Here is a 21,341-nt window from a genome sequence, read left to right as displayed (position 1 = left end):
CTTCATTGCATGCGCACCAGATTGCTCGTCACTGCGGCCCTTGCCACCACTAGCCTTTTTCTCTCTGCCACAGCCCAGCGCCCGGGCAGCGAGACCACCAACGTCTTCACTCCGGAGATGAAGTTCTTCGACCATCCTGATCCACGCATCGCTGAGTACGAACAGGCACAGCGCAGTGGTACGCCTGTCCGACAGATCGGCGCGGTGGAACTCTCTCCTGACGGCAAGAAGCTTGCATGGCTGGTCGCTTCCGAACCAACCGCGGCAGGCGGTGGACGCAATGGTCGCGGACGTAGCGGCATGCAGCTTCACATCAGCGAAGCACTCGCACCCAATCCGACAGAGCCTACGATTACCGCTGGCGAAGGCTGCTCCAGCAGTGCTCCCCGTTGGTCGCCTGACGGCCAGACGCTCGCCTTCGTTGCCACTTGCGCCGATGGCCAGCCACAACTCTGGCTTCGCGCCGCAGATGGAGCGGTAAAGCAACTCACCCATATCAAAGGCACACTCACTTCGCCTACATGGGCTCCTGACGGATCCTCCATTGCCTTCCTCTATGTGGAGAACGCCACACGTTCCGCTGGCGCTCTCGCCGCGATGAAGCCGCCAGCAGGCATCGTTGGCCAGGATGGCGTTGAGATTCAGTGGGTGGCCGCAGCCAACATCAAGACAGGGTATGTGCGTCCCCTCAGCGACACCAACCTGCATGCGTACGAATTTGATTGGGCACCTGATTCAAGACACATCATCTACGTCGCCGCCAACCCTCCCGGAGAAAACACCTGGTGGGTTGCAAAGATGTACATCGCCGACCTGCCGCTCAAGTCGGCCACCTGCGCCAATGCCGATGCCAGCCGCGTATGCATCACTCTGAAGGGAATCAATGGCCCACAGGATGAGCAGAGCGTGGCAGGAACAGATCATATGATCCTCGACCCCGTCACCGCGGGTGGCTCACTGCACGGTCTGCAGATCGCTGTGCCTCGCTACTCGCCGGACGGTAAGAACATCGCCTTCATCGGCGGCCTCATGTCCGATCAGGGTTCAACGGGCGGCGACATCTACCTGATGGGCGCCGACGGCAGCGGTTTGCAGAACCTGACACCCGGACGCAAAGACACGCCTGTCTACGTTGCATGGGCAGATCCTGACCACATCCTGTTCTCCGCCTACCAGTCGGGCAAAACGCATCTGGGCGTCCTGGGCACCAACAAGACAGAGATTCTCCAGCTCTGGACGGCACAACAATCCGTCGCCAGTGGCCGTGCAGCGGCGTCCTTCTCCCTCTCAACCGAAGCCAAGCGCGTAGTCTTCGTCTCCGCAGGGCCAGAGCAGGCCCCTGAGGTTTACGTCGGCACCACGCACGGAGCCAATGCCGTCACGCACCTGAACACCAACGCGACGAAGCCCGCCACAAAGACGCTCTCGATGGAATGGGACAACGAAGGCTATCACGTACAGGGATGGCTCACGCTTCCCGAGAACTACGACCCGGCCAAGAAGTACCCCATGATCGTCAGCGTTCACGGTGGTCCTTCGTCACAGGTGGGTCCGTCGTTCGGCGGCGCTGGAGCAGGTCTGTACGCACACCTGGGCTACTTCTACTTCACCGCGAATCCACGCGGCTCGTTCGGTCAGGGTGAAGCATTCGTTCAGGCCAATCGCAAGGACTTTGGCTACGGTGATCTTCGCGACATTCTGACGGGCGTCGACACCGTTGAGAAGCAATACTCCGTCGACGACCATCGCCTGGGCCTTACCGGTTGGAGCTATGGCGGCTTCATGAGCATGTTCGCCATCACGCAGACGCATCGTTTCCGTGCAGCCGTCGCGGGTGCAGGCATCAGCAACTGGCAGAGCTACTACGGTGAAAACTCCATCGATCAATGGATGGTGCCGTTCTTCGGCGCAAGCGTTTACGATGCCCCCGAAGCCTACGCAAAGTCCTCTGCGATCAACTTCATCAAGAACGTGGAGACACCAGAACTTATTCTTGTAGGCGACCGCGACGGCGAATGCCCCGCGCCACAGAGCTACGAGATGTGGCATGCACTTAAAGCACTTGGTAAGAAGACAGAACTCGTGGTCTATCCCAACGAAGGCCACGGCTTCTCAAACCCGCTGCATTCGCAAGACCGCACGGCCCGGACCATTGCATGGTTTGAAGACAACATGAAGTAACCAATAACGAAAGGGGCGGATGCGAGCATCTGCCCCTTTCGCTGCCCGGTAGAGACTGGGAAAAACAGACAGCAGACACAGGCATGGCGTCGTGGTATACCGGCAGACGTTGCAGTAGAAGATCAACGTCTTGAGAGCACCATGACACGTCTGCAGCTGATCGTCGTTGGAATCATCCTGGCCTGCATCGCCGGAGTTGTACCGCCTGCCGCGCTGTATTACATCAGCCGCAACCGCGCGGTGGAGCTTGAGCAACAGCACCTGACCCGGTACTCGCAATGGATCGTCGAACGTGCCCAATCCACGCTCGATGATGCGACCTCCGCACTACATCTGGTAGAGTCTCGTCGCTTTGACGACTGTTCTGCGGAACATATCAATGCAATGCGGGGCGGAGTACTCCTTCACCGTACCGTGGATGAAATGGGCTTCTATTCGCACGGCGATCTCATCTGCACTTCATGGGGCATTCTTCGCGAGCCGATACCAGAGGGTCCCGTCAACTACACCACCAAGTCAGGCATTGGCATTCGTGTTCGGAGTGCTCCGAAAACCAACGGTATCCAGCAAGTAGTGACGATGGCGTCTGGGTCGCATTTTGCCCAGGTCGATGCCAACCTGATGATTGATCTCCCCACAGAAAACAACATGTCGCTGGTGCTGGCTGATAGCAAGGGGCAAATCCTGGTTATGCTCAATCAGCCGGATATGACCGTCGTTCGTAAGGCGATTGCCGAACCCGCTCCCGGCCAGATGGGCAAATTGATTTATTCCAGCGTCCGCACGCCGGATTGGATCGGCGTAGCCCTCGAAGACAATAACTATTCGAATGCCGCCTTTCACCGCGAACGCCTCTTTCTTTTGCCGCTTAGCCTGATCCTCGCAACACTGTTCGTAAGCGCCATCCTGTGGGCGTTGCGCCGCCGCCTCTCGCCTCTTGCACAACTGCAGACAGCAATCCACAAACGCGAATTTGTTGTCTATTACCAGCCCATCGTGGAGCTGGAAACCGGACGATGCATTGGCGCTGAAGCCCTTGTGCGATGGAAGCAGCCAGACGGCACCCTAATGGCGCCTGATCTTTTCATCCCGATGGCGGAACAAAACGGTCTCATCGGTGCCATCACTGATTTGATTATTCAAAATGTCGTACACGACATGGCTCACCTGCTTCGCAGTGAATCCGGCTGCCACATCGCGATCAACCTCGCGGCGGAGGATGCTGAAACCGGTCGTCCTTTTGATTCCCTGCTCAATCTCCTGCGGGAAAACAATATCGATCCGCGTCGCATCTGGCTGGAAGTAACCGAACGCGCATTCATCCGTCCCGAGGCCGCACGTCAATCCCTTGCCCGAGCACGACGCAACGGCCACCGCATTCTGATTGACGATTTTGGAACAGGCTATTCCAGCCTCGCGCTTCTGCATTCCCTGCCGCTCGATGTCCTCAAAATCGACAAGGCGTTTGTCGACGCCATCGGCACGGATTCCGCCACGAGCCTGGTAACACCGCACATTATTGAAATGGCAAGCCAACTCAACCTCCAGATCATTGCGGAGGGCGTTGAAATGGAAGACCAGGCCGCATTCTGCCGTCGCCATGGTGTCCAGTTTGGGCAAGGCTGGCTCTTCGCCAAAGCCATGCCACGCAAAGAGTTCCTGCATTACTTCCACAGCAACAAGGGACCGCAGGAACCCGAGAAGGAGGAACAAAAGCCCATCAAAGAATCAGCGGGTACAACATAAAACTGCCTCCCCCTCAGATTCCGCACCAAAACTGACCCGCGGGTCATCGAATATGATGTTGTGAAGAAACTTCGTATCGCCGCCATCAGCTTCTTGAACCCTGCGCCGCTGCTCTATGACTTTGAGCACCCGCCGCAACGAGAGCGCCTCGCTGCCCGATACGACATCCACTACACCCTTCCCTCGCAATGCGCCGCAGAACTGGCCAGCGGAGAGGCCGACCTCGGGCTGGTGCCCATCGCGTCGCTGCCACTGATTCCCGGCATCGCTGCCGTTCCCGGATGCACCATTGCGTCACTGGAAACCGTCCGCTCCATTCAACTTGTGGTCCGCCCCGGACTGAAGCTGGAAGACATCCGCACACTGGCCACCGACGCCGCCTCGCGATCTTCCGCCGCCTATGTCCGTCTCCTTTTAAAACACTTTTACGGCAGCACGCCGGACGTTCACGAAGAAGACGCGAACCTTGCGGCCATGCTTTCTCGCAGTGATGCAGCTCTGCTTATCGGTGATCCGGCACTTCTTGCGCTGGAGGAACACAATCGCCAGCACCACTTCCCTGACCACACATGGATTGACGTCGCGAAGCTGTGGCGCAAACACACACAGCTTCCATGGGTAGCCGCCGTATGGGCCGTTCGCACCGCGGCGCTGGAAGAAACCGGCATCACCCCGCAGCAACTCACACGCGACCTTCAGCAATCACGCGACGCCGGTCTGGAGCACATTGAAGACCTGGTGGCCGAATGGACCCCCCGCCTGCCGCTACTGCCAGAGACCATTCGCTACTATCTCTCGGAAAACATCCACTACATTCTGGACGCTGAATGCCTTACGGCTATCCACCGCTTCTTCTATCTCGCGGAAAAGACTGGAACCCTACCGGCCTACAGGTTCCAACTCCTGAACGAGTTGAAGTAGGCGGGTTCTATCCAAAGCACGCGCCAGAAGCCTGTACCCATGGGCCTGTACCAATTGGGCGTGCTCTGGCGAAGCGCAGGAATAAGCCGCCACAAGGGTCAAAAAGCTGGCTCTATCAAGATGGCCCGAGACTTCCCCATCAAAACCCGCGTCCTAACCAGTAATGATGCTGGCCTTGCTGCAGACAGTCGCTAAGAGTACCCTTCGGCAAACAAGGCATCGTCATGCCTATACGCCGACGGATCGCATCACGCGCTACTTCTTCCGCCTAGGCATTCTCGGCCTGTTCTTCATCTGCGTCATTGATTCCTCGCCGATCCCGCTGCCCATCCCCGGTTCGTCAGACATTCTCGTCACGCTGCTCGCGGCCCAGCGGCAGGAGTGGATCGTGGTCACCCTGATCGCCACGCTTGGCTCCATTGTCGGCGCGGGAATCTCGTATCAGGCAGGCCGTATCGGCGGTCTCGCGCTCATGGACCGCTACGTCCCGCAGCGATTCCGTGACCGCATGCGACGCTGGACAGAGGAACACGCCATCCTGTCCACCGCATTGCCGGCCATTCTTCCGCCACCCGCGCCGCTGATGCCATTCCTCATTGCGGCCGGTGCGCTGAAGATGCCGCAGTCCAAGTTCTATGCCAGTTTCACCATCAGCCGTTTCGTGCGCCATGCCTTTTTCGCCTGGCTCGGCATGCACTACGGCCGCCACATCATGCCGATCTATCTACGCTTCGCCGCGAAATACGGATGGATTCTGCTGCTAGTCGTCTGGGGATCTGTTTTGTTCGGCGTGATCTATGCCGTTGTGAAGCTGCGCAAGAACCGCCTCGGCAAACAGACTGCAACAGCAACCGCCGCCGCCTAAGGCATTCCATGCAAAAGCCCGGCGCAGGGCCGGGCTTCTTCAACCGTTGTAAGTGCCTCGAACATCGCGAAAGCGGCGGCGAAAACAGCACGAAGTGCTTAGAACTCCCAGCGCAACAGCGTCGCACCGACGGTGAATCCGGCGCCAACTGATGCCAGCAGCACGAGATCACCCTTCTTCAGACGTCCCTCTTCCAGTGCCGTTCCCATGGCCAGCGGAATGGTTCCGCCGGTCGTGTTGCCATAGCGATCAATGTTGATCACCACGCGCTCCAGCGGCATGCCGAGGCGCTCTGCTGTTGCCAGGATGATGCGCTTATTTGCCTGATGCGGAATGAATGCGGCAATCTCCGTACCGGCTACGCCATTCTGTGCGAGCACAGTTTCGCTGGCTTCCATCATCTTGCGCACAGCGAACTTATATACCGTCTGTCCGTCCTGACGGATGAAGTGCTCGCGCGCATCCACCGTCTCGTGACTTGGCGGCTTCAGGCTGCCACCTGCGGGCATCTGTAGGGCTGTGCCGCCCGTTCCGTCCACCTCATGATGAAAGTCGATCAGGCCCACTTCGCCTTCTTCGCACGGCTCCAGCAGAACGCAGCCAGCGCCGTCGCCAAACAGGATGCACGTGGAGCGATCCGTGTAATCCACGATGGAACTCATCGTGTCCGCACCGATGACGAGCACCTTCTTGTGCACGCCGCTCTCAATAAACTTCGCGCCCACTTGCAGCGAATAGGTGAAGGCCGAGCACGCCGCGCTCAGGTCAAATCCCCACGCCTTTGTGGCTCCCAGCTTTGCCTGTACCAGGCAGGCAGTGGCGGGAAATAGCATGTCCGGAGTTACGGTGCCCACCACGATACAGTCGATCTCGCTGGCATCGATACCGCGCTTCGCCAGACAATCCTTCGCAGCTTCTACGGCCAGATCGCTTGTCGCCTGGCCCTTTGCGGCCATATGGCGTTCGCGAATGCCAGTGCGTTCCAGAATCCACTGGTCGTTGGTCTCGACCATCTTTTCCAGGTCGGCGTTGGTCAAAATGCGTTCCGGAACGTATGTTCCCACCGACGAAATCTTTGCGCGGACTGATACCCGCGGCTTCAACTCCAAACTCAACGAACCGACCTCCACGCTACGGGCCGCAAGGCCTGTCGACGTCAGTCAACAGCATACCCCTGCTGCCATTTCTCATCCCACAAAGCACTGCAAAAAGAAAAGCGCCGGGTAACCCACTGCGCACTCAAGAGCTCACTACCGTTGCTCCCTTCCGGGCCTGGCGGGGTTTGTGAGAATGAGTCGCGTAGGACCCGGCACTGACCTAGTCTACCAAAGATCGGGCATGCAAACCGCACAGGCAGAACGCCGCCAAACATATGGCTGAGGAAAAGCACGACGGACAAACTTGTTGCGACAAAGGTGCGCATGCCCGTCGTCCTGTAGACTAGAAAGGATGCGCGCGGAGTCCCTGGGTTCGGTTCCAGGTGCCTCGTCTGTGCGTTTCCCTCTGTCTGCCCACGGCGTGTTCATTCTGAATTCACGCGTGCGCCTGCAAGATTCTCGCGATACCACTCGCGAAACGATAAGGAACCAAAAGTTTGAGCACGATTCGCAACATCGCCATCATTGCGCACGTCGATCACGGCAAGACCACCCTTGTGGACGCCATGCTGCGGCAGAGCGGCACCTTCCGGGCTAATGAAGCAGTCGCCGACCGCGTCATGGACTCGAACGACCTGGAACGCGAGCGCGGTATCACCATTCTCGCCAAGAACACCGCCGTGAACTACGGTGACGGCAAGATCAACATCGTCGACACACCGGGCCACGCCGACTTTGGCGGCGAAGTGGAACGCGCTCTGAAGATGGTGGACGGTGTGGTTCTGCTCGTCGACGCATCGGAAGGTCCGCTGCCCCAGACCCGCTTCGTGTTGGGTAAGGCGCTTGCCGCTGGTTTGAAGCCGGTGCTGGTCGTCAACAAGATCGACCGTCCCGATGCCCGTCCGCAGGAAGTGTTGAACGAGGTCTATGACCTGTTCATCGACCTGGACGCGGAAGAAGACCAGCTCGACTTTCCCGTGGTGTACACCAATGGCAAGGCCGGTACCGCGACGCTGGACCTCGCGACCCCCGGCACCGATCTGCAGCCGTTGTTCGAAACCATTGTGAAGACCATTCCGCCCGCCACCGGCGATGCGGATGGTTCGCTTCAGATCCTGGTGACGAACCTGGATTACAGCGACTACCTGGGCCGCCTGGGCATTGCCCGCGTCTTCAACGGCACGTTGAAGACTGGCGACACCGTGAACATTGCACGCGTTGACGGCACGCTGGCTCCCGTGAAGATCACCAAGCTGTTCAGCTTCAGCGGCTTGAAGCGCACGGACATCGAACAGACTGAGATTGGCGACATCATCGCAGTTGCTGGCGTTGCCGGTCTGACGATTGGTGAGACCATCACCAGCCTTGAGAACCCGGCGCCGCTGCCGCCCATCGTCATCGATGAGCCGACGATTGCGATCCAGTTCTCGGTAAACAACTCGCCGTTCGCCGGCCGCGAAGGCCAGTTCGTCACCAGCCGTAACCTGCGTGAGCGTCTGGACAAGGAACTGCAGACCAATGTGTCCATCCGCGTGGAAGACACCGATAGCCCGGATACCTTCAAGGTGTTGGGCCGTGGCGAACTGCAGCTTGCTGTTCTGATCGAAATGATGCGCCGCGAAGGCTTTGAGCTGACCGTTGGCCGTCCTGAGATCGTGACCAAGCGCATTGACGGCCAGTTGATGGAGCCGGTGGAGTACGTGACCATCGACGTTCCCAACGAGTTCAGCGGCACCGTGATCCAGAAGCTTGGACCCCGCAAGGGCGAAATGGTCAAAATGCACGGCGACTCGCGCGTCCGCATGGAGTTCAAGGTGCCTTCGCGTGGCCTGATTGGTCTGCGTTCGGAAATGCTGACCGAAACCCGCGGCACCATCGTGATGAACACCCTGTTCGACGGTTACATCGCATACCAGGGAGAAATTCCGCAGCGTCCGACGGGCGCGCTGATCAGCGACCGTACCGGCGTTACGACGACGTACGCGTTGAACGGTCTGCAGGAGCGCGGCGTTCTGTTCCTGGGCGACGGCGTCGACGTTTACGAAGGCATGATCGTGGGCGAGAACAGCCGCGACAACGATCTGGACGTGAACTGCGTTCGTGAAAAGAAGCTGACCAACATGCGTGCTTCTTCTGCTGACGAAGCTCTGCGTCTTGTGCCGTACAAGCAGCTCACCCTGGAGCAGTGCATTGAGTTCATCGCCGACGACGAACTGGTCGAGGTGACGCCGAAGTCGCTGCGCATGCGTAAGAAGGTGCTGCAGGCGAACCGCCGTCCGCGCCGCAACAGCGGTGGCGAATAATCGCGACACGAAACACGAAAGGAAGAAGCGCAGCGACCACAATCGCTGCGCTTTTTCCTTTCCACGACCATTCTGGAATACCCCACAACGCTGCACCGAATCCGCTGCTCTGGTAGCGTAAAGACTGCATGGCCGCGCCGACCGAATCCCAGTTCGCCGCTACTTCTCCGCAGCATCAGACGCGCGTGGAAGCAGCGCACGCGCGCGCAACGGACGAACCCATCGGTCCGCCTCCCGCGCCCATCTGGCTGCAGCGTCTTTCGCTGGTGGTCCTGGTGGTTTTCTGCTTGTATCTGGGCCTGCTCATCGCGGTTCTGCCGTGGTGGAAACAGATGTGGGATCAGAACGAACTTCTACTGCAATTTCCTGCGCTCCACGCCATCCTGATCAAAGGCTGGGCACGCGGACTCATCAGCGGACTCGGCGTACTGGACCTATGGATCGGCATCTCGGAACTTATCCATTACCGCGATTACCGCAATTAGCGCATTCTGAAGAATCCCCGCGAGATAGTAGCCTTTTGAAGATGCAGCGCATCTACCTTGACGCCAATGCCACCACGCCCGTGCTGCCCGATGTGCTGCGCGCGATGGAGCCGCATTGGAATGTGCGTTTTGGCAACGCCAGCGCCGTCCACGCCTTTGGCCGCGACGCACGCGACGCCGTGGATGCAGCGCGCGACCAGGTGGCCGCACTCATCGGCGGCAAGCCCTCAGAAGTCACCTTTACCAGCGGCGGCACGGAGAGCGATAACCTTGCACTCTTCGGCATCCTGAAGCCCGGCGATCATCTCGTTGTCAGTGCCATTGAACATGACGCGGTATTGCACGCCGCAGATGCGCTGGAGGCAGCAGGCATCGCCGTAACGCGCGTGCTTCCCGATAGCGAAGGTGTCATCCAGCCGGAAGCCATCGCCACCGCCATGCTGCCCAATACGCGGCTCGTCAGCGTAATGCTGGCGAACAATGAAACCGGCGCGATTCAGCCCATTGCGAAGATCGGGAAGATCGCCCACAAGCACGACGCTCTGCTGCACACCGACGCGGTGCAAGCCGCAGGAAAAATTCCCGTTCATGTGGATTACCTGCGTTGCGACTTGCTGAGTCTGTCCGCGCACAAGATGCATGCGCCGCAGGGTGTTGGCGCGCTGTGGGTACGCAAAGGCGTAACGCTGCGCCCCATGCTGCACGGCGGAACACACGAACGCCGTCGCCGAGCCGGAACGGAAAACGTACCGGGAATCGTGGGCTTCGGCGCGGCAGCCGCACTGGCCTCCGAATGGCTTGCCAGCGACGGTCCACAGCAACTGCAACAGCGTCGTGATCGTCTGCAGAAGGCTCTTCTGGCGTTAGGCGATGCCGCCGTGAACAGCGGCAACGCAGAGCGTGTTCCCAACACGCTTTCGATCCGCTTTGCCGACGTCAATGCTGAGGAACTGGTGATTGCACTGGACTTGCAGGGACTCGCCATGAGCGGCGGTTCTGCCTGCCAGAGTGGCGCCATTGAGCCTTCGCACGTACTCCGCGCCATGGGTCTGAACGACGAAGAGGCTCACACCAGCGTGCGCTTCTCGCTTTCCAGGCTGACGACGGACGAGGAAGTGGAACGCGCTGTCGCCATCACCTCCGCCGCTGTTCGGCGCCTGCGGTCGTTGTAATCCTGCGTTCGCCACGAAAACCTGCGAAAATAAAGGGTGATGGCCACCACGGCACCCAATCCGGCGGAGAGCGCGTTTCCCTCTCCTGATCCTGCGTCCACCATCGCTGTGGCGATGAGCGGCGGTGTGGACTCGTCTGCCGTAGCTGCACTTTTGCAGCAGGAAGGGCACACGCTGGTGGGCCTCACGCTGCAGCTATGGGATCAGCGCCGCCTCTCCGGGAAGGATGGCATTCCGGAACAGGTAACTGGCCGGTGCTGCTCGTTGGATGACGTCTACGATGCGCGCCGTGTCGCCGGTCAGCTTGGCATTCCGTACTACGTGGTGAATCAGCAGCGCCGTTTTGAAGCGGACGTGGTGCAGCCGTTTGTGAACGACTACCTTGCAGGGCGCACGCCGATTCCCTGCACGCTGTGCAACAACCATCTGAAGTTTGATGAGCTGCTGAAGACCGCACGCGGCATCGGTGCAGAACGCGTGGCAACAGGTCACTATGCACGCGTGCGCTTCGATGAAGAACGTGGCCGCTGGCTGTTGCTTCGTCCCGCGGATCGCAGCAAGGACCAGACCTACTTCCTCTTCGGTCTAACGCAGGAACAGCTCAGCCGCACCCTCTTCCCCTTGGGCGAGATGCAGAAGCCTGCCGTGCGTGCCATGGCAGAGGAACAGGGTCTGCGTGTGGCGCAGAAGCCGGACTCGCAGGAGATCTGCTTCATCCCCGGCGGTGATTACAAGGCGTTCCTGCACGCGTACCTGGAAGAGCAGGGCCGCGAGATGCCTGAAACGTCGGGCGACCTCGTCACCGCAAGCGGCGAAGTTGTTGGCTCACACACGGGTATCCACAGCTTCACTGTGGGCCAGCGCAAGGGCATTCAGCAGCAGTTGCATCGTCACCACAGTGAACCGTTCTACGTGCTGGGCATTGAGCCTGCAAGCAATCGCGTCGTCGTAGGGCAGGAAGAAGAACTACACCAGACGCGCGGTGTTGCGGATCGCGTGAACTGGATCAGCATTGAAACATTGCGCGAACCAATGCGTGTGCAGGCCAAGATTCGGCATCGTCACGAACCTGCCGATGCAACGATTCGCCCTCTGGAAGATGGCCGTGTAGAAATTGTCTTTGACGAACCGCAGCGCGCCATCACACCGGGGCAGGCTGCGATGTTCTTCGATGGCGATATCGTCGTTGGCGGCGGCTGGCTGATTTAGCCGCAAACAAAAGCGGATGCTCAAAGGCATCCGCTCATTGAGTTCTCACTCTCCAGCGTTACGCGTGATAGTCGTCTTCATACCCCGTGTACACACTCTCGCCCTCAAAAGCCGTCGGCTTCGGAGTCTTCGGCGTGTGCTTTGGCGCAAAGCTTGAGAACAGGGATTCAATGCCGGCCTTTGCACCGCTCGCAAGACCGGAAATCTGGCGCACCGGTGCGTAGATAGCGTTATGCAATGAATCCAGCAGATGCTGCACACGACCAATCGTGGTGCTCACCACTTCATGCGTGCGATCAAGGCTGTTGGTTACAAATGCATCGGCGCGTTCTGTTTGATTACGTACGCGACGCGTGGTGTCACCCACCAGCTCATCCACTTCCGCCAGTCGCGCATGATAGCGATCGCTGGTGTCAGCCAGGTTCTGCGTTACTCGGCGCAGCTTCGGCGCGACGTCTGCAGTAGTCTCGCGCACCGTGCTTGAAATGTCGGCAACCTTCTCCGAAATCTCCTGCACGTTTTCCAGGATGGGATACACCTTGCCCTGCGCTTCCGACATCAGGCCGCGCAGTTCTCGCAACAGATGTGCAAAGGAAATAGCAAAGATGCTGAAGGCTATGGCACCAAGCAGAACGCCAACGGCGCTAATGCCGGAAAAGATGAGCAGGTAATGCGCTTGAGACTCGGTCATAGGTGACTCACTTGCAGAAATAGCGAAAAGAACAGGAGCCCGCGAACGTGCGGATCGCGGGCCCCCGTTGCTGTGCGTTTCGATTTTAGTAGGTCTGGCTCTCGACCTTCTCCTGATAAATCTGTTTTCCGGTATCCACGGCAGAAGCTACCTTGTCCTGCTGCTGGGACAGGTATTCCTTGCCCTTATCGACGTACTGGCTCCATTGCGTGCGACCCTTGTCGTAATACTCACGGCCCTTGTCCACATAGTCGTTGATCTGATCGCGACCCTGCTCCACGTACTGGTTCGCCTTTTCCTTCGCGTCGCGTGCCTGCGCTGCAAGGTCTTCGCGAGTTTCACGGCCGCTCTTTGGCGCATACAACACACCCACCAACGCACCGATACCAAGTCCCGCAAGGAACCATCCCAGACCGCTCATGTTATCGTCTGCCATCTCGTCTTCTCCTGAAATCAATATCTAACACTGCCGGGATTCCTGCGGCACGGGAATTGTGCACTTCGGTCCTGCCTTTGAGCCTACATGTTTCTTAAGCTCTTGAACCCGATGAGCGTTTCCCAGTCTCAGGGATGCGAGACCGCGCAATCGGGTTGCCGGCTCCCGGCATCCCAAAGAAACTACACGGAATGTGAAAACCGGTATAAAACAGAAGCCGAAACAAATCGAGCCGCGTCCTATTGCTTAAACAGGGACAGCGGTCCCGATAGGCAACAATCTCGCACGCAGCTTCCAACCGAAGATAATCGTGCAGAGATCCCAGGAGAGTTCTGATGAGTATGAGCATCCGGTTTACGAATCACCTAGCGCTCGCTGCCGTTTTGCTGGCTGGCGTATCAGGCTGCAAACAGGCAACGCCCGTTGACGACGCCACACTGACCTCGCAGGTGCAGCAGAAGATTGCGGCTGAAAGCGGTCTGGCCAACGAACCGGTCCAGGTATCCACCACCAACGGCGCGGTAACCCTGAGCGGTGCAGTCAGCAATGCGGCAGCACGCACCCTTGCAGCGAACGACGCAGCGGGCGTCACAGGCGTCCGCCAGGTGGTGAACAACATCACGGTCGCCCCACCTGTAACAGCCGCGGACATGACGCCGCAGCCAGTAGTCCCAACGCAGACCGTTCCCGCGCCGAAGGTGCCTATCGTGGCAAAGAAGACCCCGGTACCGCCGCCAGTGCGCAACACACCCGCACCGGCCCCGGCTCCCATTGAGCGCGCGGCAGCGCCTGTGCCCCAGCCGGTGCAACAGCCTGCTCCGCCACCGCCTCCGCCGCAGCCGGTGGTTCGCACCATTACGATCCCCTCCGGCACCACGATTCCTGTACGCGTGACCCAGACGCTGGACAGTGCCAGCACGCAGCAGGGTGAGCGCTTCTCCGGTGCTGTGGCAACCGACATTGTGCAGGATGGCATGCTGGTTATCCCGCGCGGCTCCGTCGTATCCGGAACCGTAACGGAAGTCCACGAAGCGGCGCACTTCAAAGGCTCGTCGCTGCTCACCGTGGAACTTACCGGTGTGACGGTACGCGGACAGAACATCCCCTTGGCCGTCACGCCCTATAGCGTGGAAGGCAAGGGCCGCGGCAAGAACACCGCCATCAAGACCGGTGTAGGCGCTGCGGCAGGCGCAGTACTTGGCGGCATCTTTGGCGGCGGTAAGGGAGCTGCGATCGGCGCTGCAGCCGGTGGCGGAACAGGCGCTGGCATCAACGCTGTCACACGCGGCGAGCAGGTGCAGATTCCCAGCGAAAGCATCGTTCGCTTTAGCCTGACCAACGCCGTCGCCGTCAGGACCTCAAGACATGCGGGTGACGGAGACGGCAGTGGACTGCAGAACCGTTAATCGCACGAACAAATAGCGTAAGGAACAGAGGGCCGGCGAACCATTTCGCCGGCCTTTTGCATCTACACGGGCATGACCTTTGCCAGCCATGCAACGAAGGCAGATGCTACGATGCTGGCGAACGTCCGCGAACGATTTTCCGTGGCCCTTACCCCGCCGTACTGCCCCCGCACGACCGGCACGAGAACGCAGACTGCATGAAAAAACACTCTTCCGGCTCAGCTGGCTATGTCAGCTTTGTCCTGCACGCCCATCTTCCGTACGTACTCCACCACGGCACGTGGCCCCACGGGCTGGAGTGGTTGCTGGAAGCTGCTGCCGAGACCTATCTGCCACTGCTGCGCATGTTGCGAACGCTGCAGGATGAGGGCATCCCCGTACGCATGAATGTGAGCCTTTCGCCGGTTCTATTGCAGCAACTGGCGCATCCGGATTTTCGCTCAGAGCTACCTCCTTATCTGGAACGCAAAATTGCTGCCGCTCGCGAAGATGCCGGGTTTTTCGAGCTTGCAAATGAAACGCATCTGCTGGGTCTTGCGCGCCATTGGGAACGTTTCTTTACGCAGTCGCTGGAAGAACTGCAATTACTGGACGGCGACCTGGTTGCGGGCTTCCGCAATGCACAGCAAAGCGGCTCGCTTTCCCTGATGACTTCGGCAGCAACGCACGGTTACGTTCCACTGCTGGGCACCGATGAGAGTGTGCTGGCGCATTTTCAGACGGCAGTGCGGGCGCACCGCAAGCTCATCGGCACCGATACAGCCGGTGCATGGCTTCCAGAATTCGGATACCGTCCGGGCGGCACATGGCAATTCCCCGTTGCACCCGAGGGCAGCAACGAAGTTGGACAGGCTTCGCAACGCATTGGTGCAGAAACAGCCCTCTCCGCCGCGGGACTGGGCTTTACCTTTGTGGACGCGCATCTGATTGAAAACGCAGAGCGAATCGGTGGTGGATCACCCTCGCTCTATCGCCCCTATCGGATAGGCGACAGCGACGTGGCTGTGCTGGCCCGCGATCCTCGAACCACATCCCAGGTGTGGAGTCCGCAACAAGGCTACCCCGGCGAGTTTGCCTATCTGGACTTCCACAAGAAGCGCTGGCCCGGCGGCCATCGCTACTGGCGCGTAACCGGCGACTACCTGGGCATGGAAGCCAAAGAGCCGTATCACCTGGAAACAGCTCAGGAGCGCTCCCGCAGCCACGCGGAACACTTTGTTTCACTGGTAGCTGATACCTTGCGCGCCCAACCCAGCCCCGACAATGAACCGCTGCTCCTCTCTGCGCCGTTTGACCTGGAGCTCTTCGGCCACTGGTGGCATGAGGGCGTGCAATTTCTGGAAAACGTCTTCCGCATCCTGCACAAAGGCACGCATGGCGTCCACGCCATCACCACGGAGGAATATCTGGCACAGCACGGCACCGCAGGCCGTGTGCGTATGTCCGAAGGATCATGGGGCGCGAATGGCGACAACAGCGTTTGGCTAAACGGCGAAACCTCGTCGTTGCTGAGTAGGGTCTATGCTGCGCAGCTTGCCGTGCGTGCCGCTGCCCAGACGCCGCAGTGGACTGCCGATGGCCAGGCCGGACGCGTAGCGCGTCAGATGTGCCGCGAACTTTTGCTCATGGAGTCCAGCGACTGGCCCATGCTCATCACCACCGGAGCGGCGCGTGATTACGCCGAAAAGCGTTTCCGGGAACACGCGGATGCCTTCTCCCAACTACAGGCAATGTGGCCAGCCATCACCGAAGATCGCCCACTCACACCAGAAGAAGAAGCCACGCTGACCGAACTGGAGCGCGTGGACAGCCTCTTCCCTGACCTGGACCCGGCCGACTGGAAATCCTGAAATGGCGGGGCGTTTTCCGCGCCCCCGCCCTCCAGACTCGATAGACTATAAGGGTGGCTACCGCCGCCATCGCCGCACCAAGCACGGAACGCCATGCGCGCCGGGCTCCTCTGGAGATTTGGCATCTTCTCAGTCTGGATGCACCCACAGTAGCCGCCGTATGGGCTGCCTTCTTTGCAGCCTCTTTCCATGTCGCCTTGCCGTGGACGGCCCCGTTAGCGCTCGCACTCGCCGTCTGGATTTTCTACGCTGCAGACCGACTCAGCGACGCGCAACATGAAGCATCCTCACTGGAAGACCGCCATCGTTTCCATGCGCAGCATTCTCGCGGCTTCTTCGTTGCCATTGGTTTCGCGGTTCCCGCAGTCCTCGTTCTGCTGGTAGAGCTTCCACACACAGTTCGGATCGCCTGGCTGCTCCTTGTCCTGCCCTTGATGTCCTACGCCGCCGCAGTTCACTGGCTAAGGCTACGCGTCCCGAAAGAATGGATGGTGGGATTGTTTTTCGCCATCGCCGTTGCGGCACCATGTCTCCTGAACAAAGACCACGTGGCGGAATGGTTGTGTGCTGCAGCGTTCGGCACCCTTTGCTGGCTCAACTGCGTTCGTATTGCACGCGCGGAATCCGCAGCCACCGATCGCGCAACGGCATGGGCTATTGATCACTTCTCAGGCATTACTTTGGCGTTCGCGATTGCCAATGCCGCCATCGCCCTGGTCCTGCCACAAGCACGCGGCGTGGCGCTGGCCCTTGTGGCTGCGGCGTTATTGCTGCTTGCACTGGATCTCCTGGAGCCACGGACTTCTGCGGTTCGTATGCGTGCACTTGCGGATGCTGCGCTGCTCACACCGCTGCTGCTGTGGCCGCTGTTGCGATACCTGGCATGAGCGGTTTCGATCGTCTGGCAAAGCCCTATCGCTGGATGGAATATCTCAGCTTCGGCACCGCACTGGAACGTTGCCGCTTCCATTTCCTTCCGCAACTGCGCAATACACAACATGCCCTGTTGCTAGGCGATGGCGACGGCCGTTTTACTGCCGCCCTGCTGCAAAAAGCGGAAACAGCAGACGCCTTCGCCATCGACGCCAGCAAAGCGATGCTGCACGCATTGCAAGAACGCTGCGCTGCCGTTGGCACAGAGAATCGACTGCAAACGTTTTGCACATCATTGAACGATGGGCTCCCGAAAATCGCAGCGGACAAACGCTTCGACCTCATCGCGACGCACTTCTTCCTCGACTGCCTGAACGAGGCGGAGGTCGAAAACGTCGCACACGATGCAGCCATCTGCACGACGCCGGATGCCCACTGGGTCATCTCAGAATTTCGCGTACCCAAACATGGCGTGATGCAGCTTCCCTCACGACTCATCGTGCGACTGCTCTACCTTGCATTCCGCTTCCTTACCGGCCTGCGCGCGCAGCAACTGCCTGCGTATGAGGCGATCCTTCAGTGCAACGGATGGCATATGCAGCAACAGCAAATGCGGCTCGGCGGCCTGCTCGTCAGCGAGTTGTGGCAACGCTCAGACAACGCGGATACAGCCGAAAGCATAAAATCAAAACAGCAATGAACCTGTACATGCTGCGACACGCGTCGGCTGGTCAACGCCGATCAAACCCGGTACTCGATGTGAAGCGCCCGCTGGATAAAGCAGGCAAGCGCGACTGCCTTCTGCTGGGCAACACACTCACCAGCATGAATGTCAGCTTTGACCTTGTCGTATCAAGCCCGCTCAAGCGCAGCTTGCAAACAGCATCGCTGGTTGGCACGGAAACTGGTTATGAACAGAAGATCGTTCTCAGCGACGCGCTCGCACCCTCTGCCACCTATGCGCAGTTTGAAAAACTGCTGATGGAGTGCAGCGGTGTGGAGTCGCTGTTGGTAGTTGGCCACAGCCCCAATCTCGTCGAGTTCCTCGGCACGCTGATGCAGCCCGCACAGCAGACACGCGCCAGCCGTCCACCTGCATCCGTTCGTCTGCGTAAGGGTGCCATTGCAAAGCTGAACCTGGAACGCGGCGCCGCCACACTGCAATGGATGCTGGATCCGCGTGTCATCCGCACGCTTTACGCCAGTTCCACCACCAGGTCGCGCCGGAAGATTTCGCGGAAGTAAGGCGCTTCCTTCTTCAGCGACCACTGCTCCAGTTCCGCTCCACCCTTTGCCGCACTCAACTCCAGCAACACACGCTTGGGGTACACGCGCACGTTCACCTGGACTGGCTGTGTGGCGCGATTCTGATTCAACCCAATCGCAAGTCGCAGCAACACTACACAGCGCACCACATCCGCCTGCATCTCCACTGGCACAGCGCGTAGCGGACGATCCATGCCATCGGGACGGCTCTTGCCCAGGTAGCGTGCGATCGCGCTCATGATGGTGCGCTCCGCCGGTGAGAATCCAAAAATTTCCGAGTTCTCAATAATGTACTGCGCGTGGCGATGATGGCCCTGATGGTTCATGAACTTACCCACTTCGTTCATCATCGCCGCCGCTGCCAGTAACTCACGCAGATCCGCCGACATGCCATGCACGCGCTCCAACGCATCGAACAACTTAACCGCATCCGCACGCACCGCGTCAGCGCGTTTCAGGTCAATGTTGTAACGACGGCAGACCTGCAGCACACCTTCCCAGCGCTCCTGCTCCACGGCCCGATGCACGGAGGCGCGCTCGTCAGAATCCGAAAGCATCTGCGCCAGAATGCCGTCGCGCAAACCCAGTGGCGAGTAGCGAAATCCGCCGAGCTCCAACCGCTCCAGAATGGATGCGTAGACAAGCGCGCCGCCAATGATGATCTCGCAGCGCTTCGGCCCAATGCCCGGCACCACCATGCGTTCGCTGTTCTTCATTTTCGCCAGCCGATTCGCCAGTTTGCGCACGGTTGCCGCATCTGCTTCCAGGTGACCCGCCTTGCTTGCTACACGTTTCGTCGCAACAGATTTCTTTCCTGCGCGAACGACCTTCGCCTTGGCTTTCTCAAGAAATCCACTCTGGCTCGCCTCTGCCAACGCCGCAGCCGCACCCGACGTGGCAATCACCAACGGAACATTCGGCTTGCCCAGCTTGCGTTCCAGCTTGCGCATCTCACGTTCGATATAGATGTGAAGCTGACGCAACTCATCTGCGGTTGGCGGATCGCTATGCAGAAACTCCTGCTGCAAACGCACCGACCCCAGCGGCAATGACACCATCTGCTGAATGCGCCCGTTGTCGCTCAACGTAACTTCGCAGGAACCGCCGCCCAGGTCGACCATCACGCATTTGCCGCGCGCTCCCGGCTCACCGGAAAGAACACCAAGATGGATCAGTCTTCCCTCTTCCAGGCCGGAGACGACTTCCACCGTCCATCCCGTGGCGGACTTCACCCACGCGGTAAACGCTGCAGCGTTGCGTGCATCGCGCATGGCCGACGTGGCCACCACACGCACGCGATCCACCACCTGCGCCTGCACAGCTTTCTGAAACCGTTTCAATGCGCGAATGGTATTTGCCATGGCGTCCGGTGATATTTCACCGGTTTCAAAAACGCTTTCGCCTAGCCGCACCACTTCACGATCCTGGTGAAACACCTTGATGCGGTGCTGTTCCACATTGGCGATGGCAAGACGACAGGAGTTGGAGCCGATGTCGATGGCGGCAAACGTTGGCATTGGCATCCTTCAGGAGCAAGTAAGACTTCCCTAAGCACCATACATCGTTTTGCGATTGCCCTGCCGATCTGCGCCATTGCAGGCCAAAGCTGAATCACCGACGTCGGATTCACCGTCTTAAGCGCAATACGCAATACACCGTACCTGCAGGACGCCAGATCGACATGGACTATTCAATCGTCATTCCTTTACTCAACGAAGAAGACGCGATTCCCGAGCTGTATACGCGCCTGAAGAGCGAACTGGAACAGATCGCTTCCACCGGCAAAAGCTACGAGATTATCTTTGTGGATGACGGCAGTCGTGACCGCACCTTCAAGCTGCTGACCGAACTTGCCTCCATGGACACCACGGTCAACGTGATCCAGTTCCGTCGCACCTATGGCAAAACAGCCGGTCTGGCCGCGGGTTTTGAGATGGCGACCGGCAAAATCACCATCACCATGGATGGCGATCTGCAACACGATCCCGCCGACCTGCCGCGTTTCATCACACGCGTCGAAGAGGGTTACGACATTGTGTGCGGATGGCGCGAGAAGCGCGTGGATAACCTCTGGGTTCGCCGTATCCCATCGAAGATTGCTAACTACTTCATGCGCAAACTTTCGCGCGTGGAGATTGATGATTTCGGGGGTGGCTACAAGGCTTATCGCACATCGCTGCTACGCGAAGTTCCGCTCTACGGCGGCATGCAGCGCTTCATTCCCGCGCTTGCATCGTTGCAGGGCGCACGCGTTTGCCAGCTGGCTATCCGCAACATCCCGCGTCGCTACGGCAAGTCGCGTTATGGCATTGGCCGCGTCATTCCGGTCTTCTTCGATCTGCTGCGTATTCACTTTCTGCTGAATTATCTGCAACAGCCGTTGCGCTTCTTCGGATCATGGGGACTCGCGCTCATTGGCGGCGGCGGTTTGATGTCCGTGGGTCTGATCTATGAATGGCTCTTCCGCGACCGCCACGTCATGCTGCATCACGGTCCGTTGATGCTTGCAGCCGCACTGCTCATCGTGGCAGGCATCCAGTGCTTCATGGGTGGTCTTATCGGCGAGATGCTGCTCTGGCTGAACAAGCGTGGCCAGAAGAGCGATTACAGCATCGCCCACATGATCAGTGGCCACGAACGCGAAGCCAGCATCTCCTCTTAGCGAAGACAACAATTAAACAATGTACAAACGGGCGACTGCGAAAGCAGCCGCCGTTTGTATTTCGACTAATTCACCTAACTGCGGTTTAGCAGAACGTACTTTCCACCTGAAGAACCAATCAATCTTCCGCCATGCGCAGCCTGCCATTGTTGCGTGCGCTTTGCATCGTGCGTCACAA

At 59.1% G+C, this 21,341-nt stretch carries 18 protein-coding genes and 1 other RNA gene; 14 read left to right on the top strand and 5 right to left on the bottom strand.

Going from position 1 to position 21,341, the window contains the following annotated elements:
• Positions 1-9: 9 nt before the first annotated feature.
• The 4 genes from JAO32_RS18520 to JAO32_RS18505 all read left to right on the top strand — a co-directional run bounded on the left by JAO32_RS18520 (position 10) and on the right by JAO32_RS18505 (position 5,713).
• Positions 10-2,181, top strand: coding sequence for a S9 family peptidase (locus JAO32_RS18520; protein WP_334243157.1), 2,172 nt, complete (start codon positions 10-12; stop codon positions 2,179-2,181).
• A 141-nt stretch (positions 2,182-2,322) separates the two neighbouring features.
• Positions 2,323-3,927, top strand: coding sequence for an EAL domain-containing protein (locus JAO32_RS18515; RefSeq protein ID WP_334243156.1), 1,605 nt, complete (start codon positions 2,323-2,325; stop codon positions 3,925-3,927).
• Positions 3,928-3,987: 60 nt separating this feature from the next.
• On the top strand, positions 3,988-4,848 hold the full coding sequence (locus JAO32_RS18510) for a menaquinone biosynthetic enzyme MqnA/MqnD family protein (RefSeq protein ID WP_334243154.1): 861 nt from the start codon (positions 3,988-3,990) through the stop codon (positions 4,846-4,848).
• A 166-nt stretch (positions 4,849-5,014) separates the two neighbouring features.
• Complete coding sequence (locus JAO32_RS18505; protein WP_334243166.1) at positions 5,015-5,713, top strand: YqaA family protein; 699 nt, start codon at positions 5,015-5,017, stop codon at positions 5,711-5,713.
• Between the two features lie 98 nt (positions 5,714-5,811).
• Here JAO32_RS18505 and JAO32_RS18500 read toward each other — a convergent pair whose 3' ends face one another.
• Together JAO32_RS18500 and ffs are read right to left on the bottom strand one after the other, a co-directional pair.
• The gene (locus tag JAO32_RS18500; protein ID WP_334243152.1) at positions 5,812-6,828 is read right to left on the bottom strand and encodes a beta-ketoacyl-ACP synthase III; all 1,017 of its coding nucleotides are present in this window, start codon (positions 6,826-6,828) and stop codon (positions 5,812-5,814) included.
• A 99-nt stretch (positions 6,829-6,927) separates the two neighbouring features.
• Positions 6,928-7,025: signal recognition particle sRNA small type (gene ffs / locus JAO32_RS18495), an RNA gene on the bottom strand.
• Positions 7,026-7,307: 282 nt separating this feature from the next.
• Between ffs and typA the strand changes: the two genes are divergently transcribed.
• The 4 genes from typA to mnmA all read left to right on the top strand — a co-directional run bounded on the left by typA (position 7,308) and on the right by mnmA (position 11,979).
• On the top strand, positions 7,308-9,113 hold the full coding sequence (typA, locus tag JAO32_RS18490) for a translational GTPase TypA (protein ID WP_334243149.1): 1,806 nt from the start codon (positions 7,308-7,310) through the stop codon (positions 9,111-9,113).
• Positions 9,114-9,241: 128 nt separating this feature from the next.
• Positions 9,242-9,598, top strand: coding sequence for a hypothetical protein (locus tag JAO32_RS18485; protein ID WP_334243147.1), 357 nt, complete (start codon positions 9,242-9,244; stop codon positions 9,596-9,598).
• Positions 9,599-9,639: 41 nt separating this feature from the next.
• Positions 9,640-10,770, top strand: a complete 1,131-nt coding sequence (locus JAO32_RS18480) for a cysteine desulfurase family protein (RefSeq protein WP_334243145.1) — start codon at positions 9,640-9,642, stop codon at positions 10,768-10,770.
• Between the two features lie 39 nt (positions 10,771-10,809).
• Positions 10,810-11,979, top strand: coding sequence for a tRNA 2-thiouridine(34) synthase MnmA (gene mnmA / locus JAO32_RS18475; RefSeq protein WP_334243143.1), 1,170 nt, complete (start codon positions 10,810-10,812; stop codon positions 11,977-11,979).
• A gap of 58 nt (positions 11,980-12,037) precedes the next feature.
• On the opposite strand, the gene JAO32_RS18470 is transcribed toward mnmA, so the two are convergent.
• Together JAO32_RS18470 and JAO32_RS18465 are read right to left on the bottom strand one after the other, a co-directional pair.
• Complete coding sequence (locus JAO32_RS18470; protein WP_334243141.1) at positions 12,038-12,670, bottom strand: DUF948 domain-containing protein; 633 nt, start codon at positions 12,668-12,670, stop codon at positions 12,038-12,040.
• Between the two features lie 85 nt (positions 12,671-12,755).
• Entirely contained in the window at positions 12,756-13,106 is a 351-nt protein-coding gene (locus tag JAO32_RS18465) for a YtxH domain-containing protein (RefSeq protein ID WP_334243140.1), read from the bottom strand.
• Between the two features lie 335 nt (positions 13,107-13,441).
• On the opposite strand from JAO32_RS18465, the gene JAO32_RS18460 reads away from it, so the two are divergent.
• From JAO32_RS18460 to JAO32_RS18440, 5 genes are all read left to right on the top strand, one after another.
• Positions 13,442-14,512: a BON domain-containing protein gene (locus JAO32_RS18460; RefSeq protein ID WP_334243137.1), complete on the top strand. Its 1,071-nt coding sequence runs from the start codon at positions 13,442-13,444 to the stop codon at positions 14,510-14,512.
• Between the two features lie 197 nt (positions 14,513-14,709).
• The gene (locus JAO32_RS18455) at positions 14,710-16,362 is read left to right on the top strand and encodes a 1,4-alpha-glucan branching protein domain-containing protein (RefSeq protein WP_334243135.1); all 1,653 of its coding nucleotides are present in this window, start codon (positions 14,710-14,712) and stop codon (positions 16,360-16,362) included.
• Positions 16,363-16,415: 53 nt separating this feature from the next.
• Entirely contained in the window at positions 16,416-17,249 is an 834-nt protein-coding gene (locus JAO32_RS18450) for a hypothetical protein (protein ID WP_334243133.1), read from the top strand.
• On the top strand, positions 17,246-17,935 hold the full coding sequence (locus JAO32_RS18445) for a class I SAM-dependent methyltransferase (RefSeq protein WP_334243131.1): 690 nt from the start codon (positions 17,246-17,248) through the stop codon (positions 17,933-17,935). Before JAO32_RS18450 ends, JAO32_RS18445 begins: the two co-directional genes overlap by 4 nt.
• Positions 17,932-18,480 carry a SixA phosphatase family protein gene (locus JAO32_RS18440; RefSeq protein ID WP_334243129.1) on the top strand — a complete coding sequence of 183 codons (549 nt, stop codon included), beginning with the start codon at positions 17,932-17,934 and terminating at the stop codon, positions 18,478-18,480. The genes JAO32_RS18445 and JAO32_RS18440 overlap by 4 nt, the downstream gene beginning before the upstream one ends.
• Here JAO32_RS18440 and JAO32_RS18435 read toward each other — a convergent pair.
• Positions 18,432-20,018 carry a Ppx/GppA phosphatase family protein gene (locus tag JAO32_RS18435; protein WP_334243127.1) on the bottom strand — a complete coding sequence of 529 codons (1,587 nt, stop codon included), beginning with the start codon at positions 20,016-20,018 and terminating at the stop codon, positions 18,432-18,434. The genes JAO32_RS18440 and JAO32_RS18435 overlap by 49 nt on opposite strands.
• A 164-nt stretch (positions 20,019-20,182) precedes the next feature.
• Between JAO32_RS18435 and JAO32_RS18430 the strand changes: the two genes are divergently transcribed.
• Positions 20,183-21,163, top strand: coding sequence for a glycosyltransferase family 2 protein (locus JAO32_RS18430; RefSeq protein ID WP_334243125.1), 981 nt, complete (start codon positions 20,183-20,185; stop codon positions 21,161-21,163).
• The last annotated feature ends 178 nt before the right edge of the window (positions 21,164-21,341 follow it).

Source organism: Terriglobus sp. ADX1 (genome assembly GCF_036877645.1).
Classification (GTDB): domain Bacteria; phylum Acidobacteriota; class Terriglobia; order Terriglobales; family Acidobacteriaceae; genus Terriglobus.
Note: the sequence above shows the minus strand (reverse complement) of the source record. Positions and strands in the feature narration are given on the sequence as shown.

Coding starts and splice junctions, on each gene's coding strand:
- JAO32_RS18520 (WP_334243157.1), top strand. CDS start 10: ATGCGCACCAGATTGCTCGTCACTGCGGCCCTTGCCACCACTAGCCTT.
- JAO32_RS18515 (WP_334243156.1), top strand. CDS start 2,323: ATGACACGTCTGCAGCTGATCGTCGTTGGAATCATCCTGGCCTGCATC.
- JAO32_RS18505 (WP_334243166.1), top strand. CDS start 5,015: ATGCTGGCCTTGCTGCAGACAGTCGCTAAGAGTACCCTTCGGCAAACA.
- JAO32_RS18485 (WP_334243147.1), top strand. CDS start 9,242: ATGGCCGCGCCGACCGAATCCCAGTTCGCCGCTACTTCTCCGCAGCAT.
- JAO32_RS18480 (WP_334243145.1), top strand. CDS start 9,640: ATGCAGCGCATCTACCTTGACGCCAATGCCACCACGCCCGTGCTGCCC.
- mnmA (WP_334243143.1), top strand. CDS start 10,810: ATGGCCACCACGGCACCCAATCCGGCGGAGAGCGCGTTTCCCTCTCCT.
- JAO32_RS18470 (WP_334243141.1), bottom strand. CDS start 12,670: ATGACCGAGTCTCAAGCGCATTACCTGCTCATCTTTTCCGGCATTAGC.
- JAO32_RS18465 (WP_334243140.1), bottom strand. CDS start 13,106: ATGGCAGACGATAACATGAGCGGTCTGGGATGGTTCCTTGCGGGACTT.
- JAO32_RS18460 (WP_334243137.1), top strand. CDS start 13,442: ATGAGTATGAGCATCCGGTTTACGAATCACCTAGCGCTCGCTGCCGTT.
- JAO32_RS18455 (WP_334243135.1), top strand. CDS start 14,710: ATGAAAAAACACTCTTCCGGCTCAGCTGGCTATGTCAGCTTTGTCCTG.
- JAO32_RS18445 (WP_334243131.1), top strand. CDS start 17,246: ATGAGCGGTTTCGATCGTCTGGCAAAGCCCTATCGCTGGATGGAATAT.
- JAO32_RS18440 (WP_334243129.1), top strand. CDS start 17,932: ATGAACCTGTACATGCTGCGACACGCGTCGGCTGGTCAACGCCGATCA.
- JAO32_RS18435 (WP_334243127.1), bottom strand. CDS start 20,018: ATGCCAACGTTTGCCGCCATCGACATCGGCTCCAACTCCTGTCGTCTT.
- JAO32_RS18430 (WP_334243125.1), top strand. CDS start 20,183: ATGGACTATTCAATCGTCATTCCTTTACTCAACGAAGAAGACGCGATT.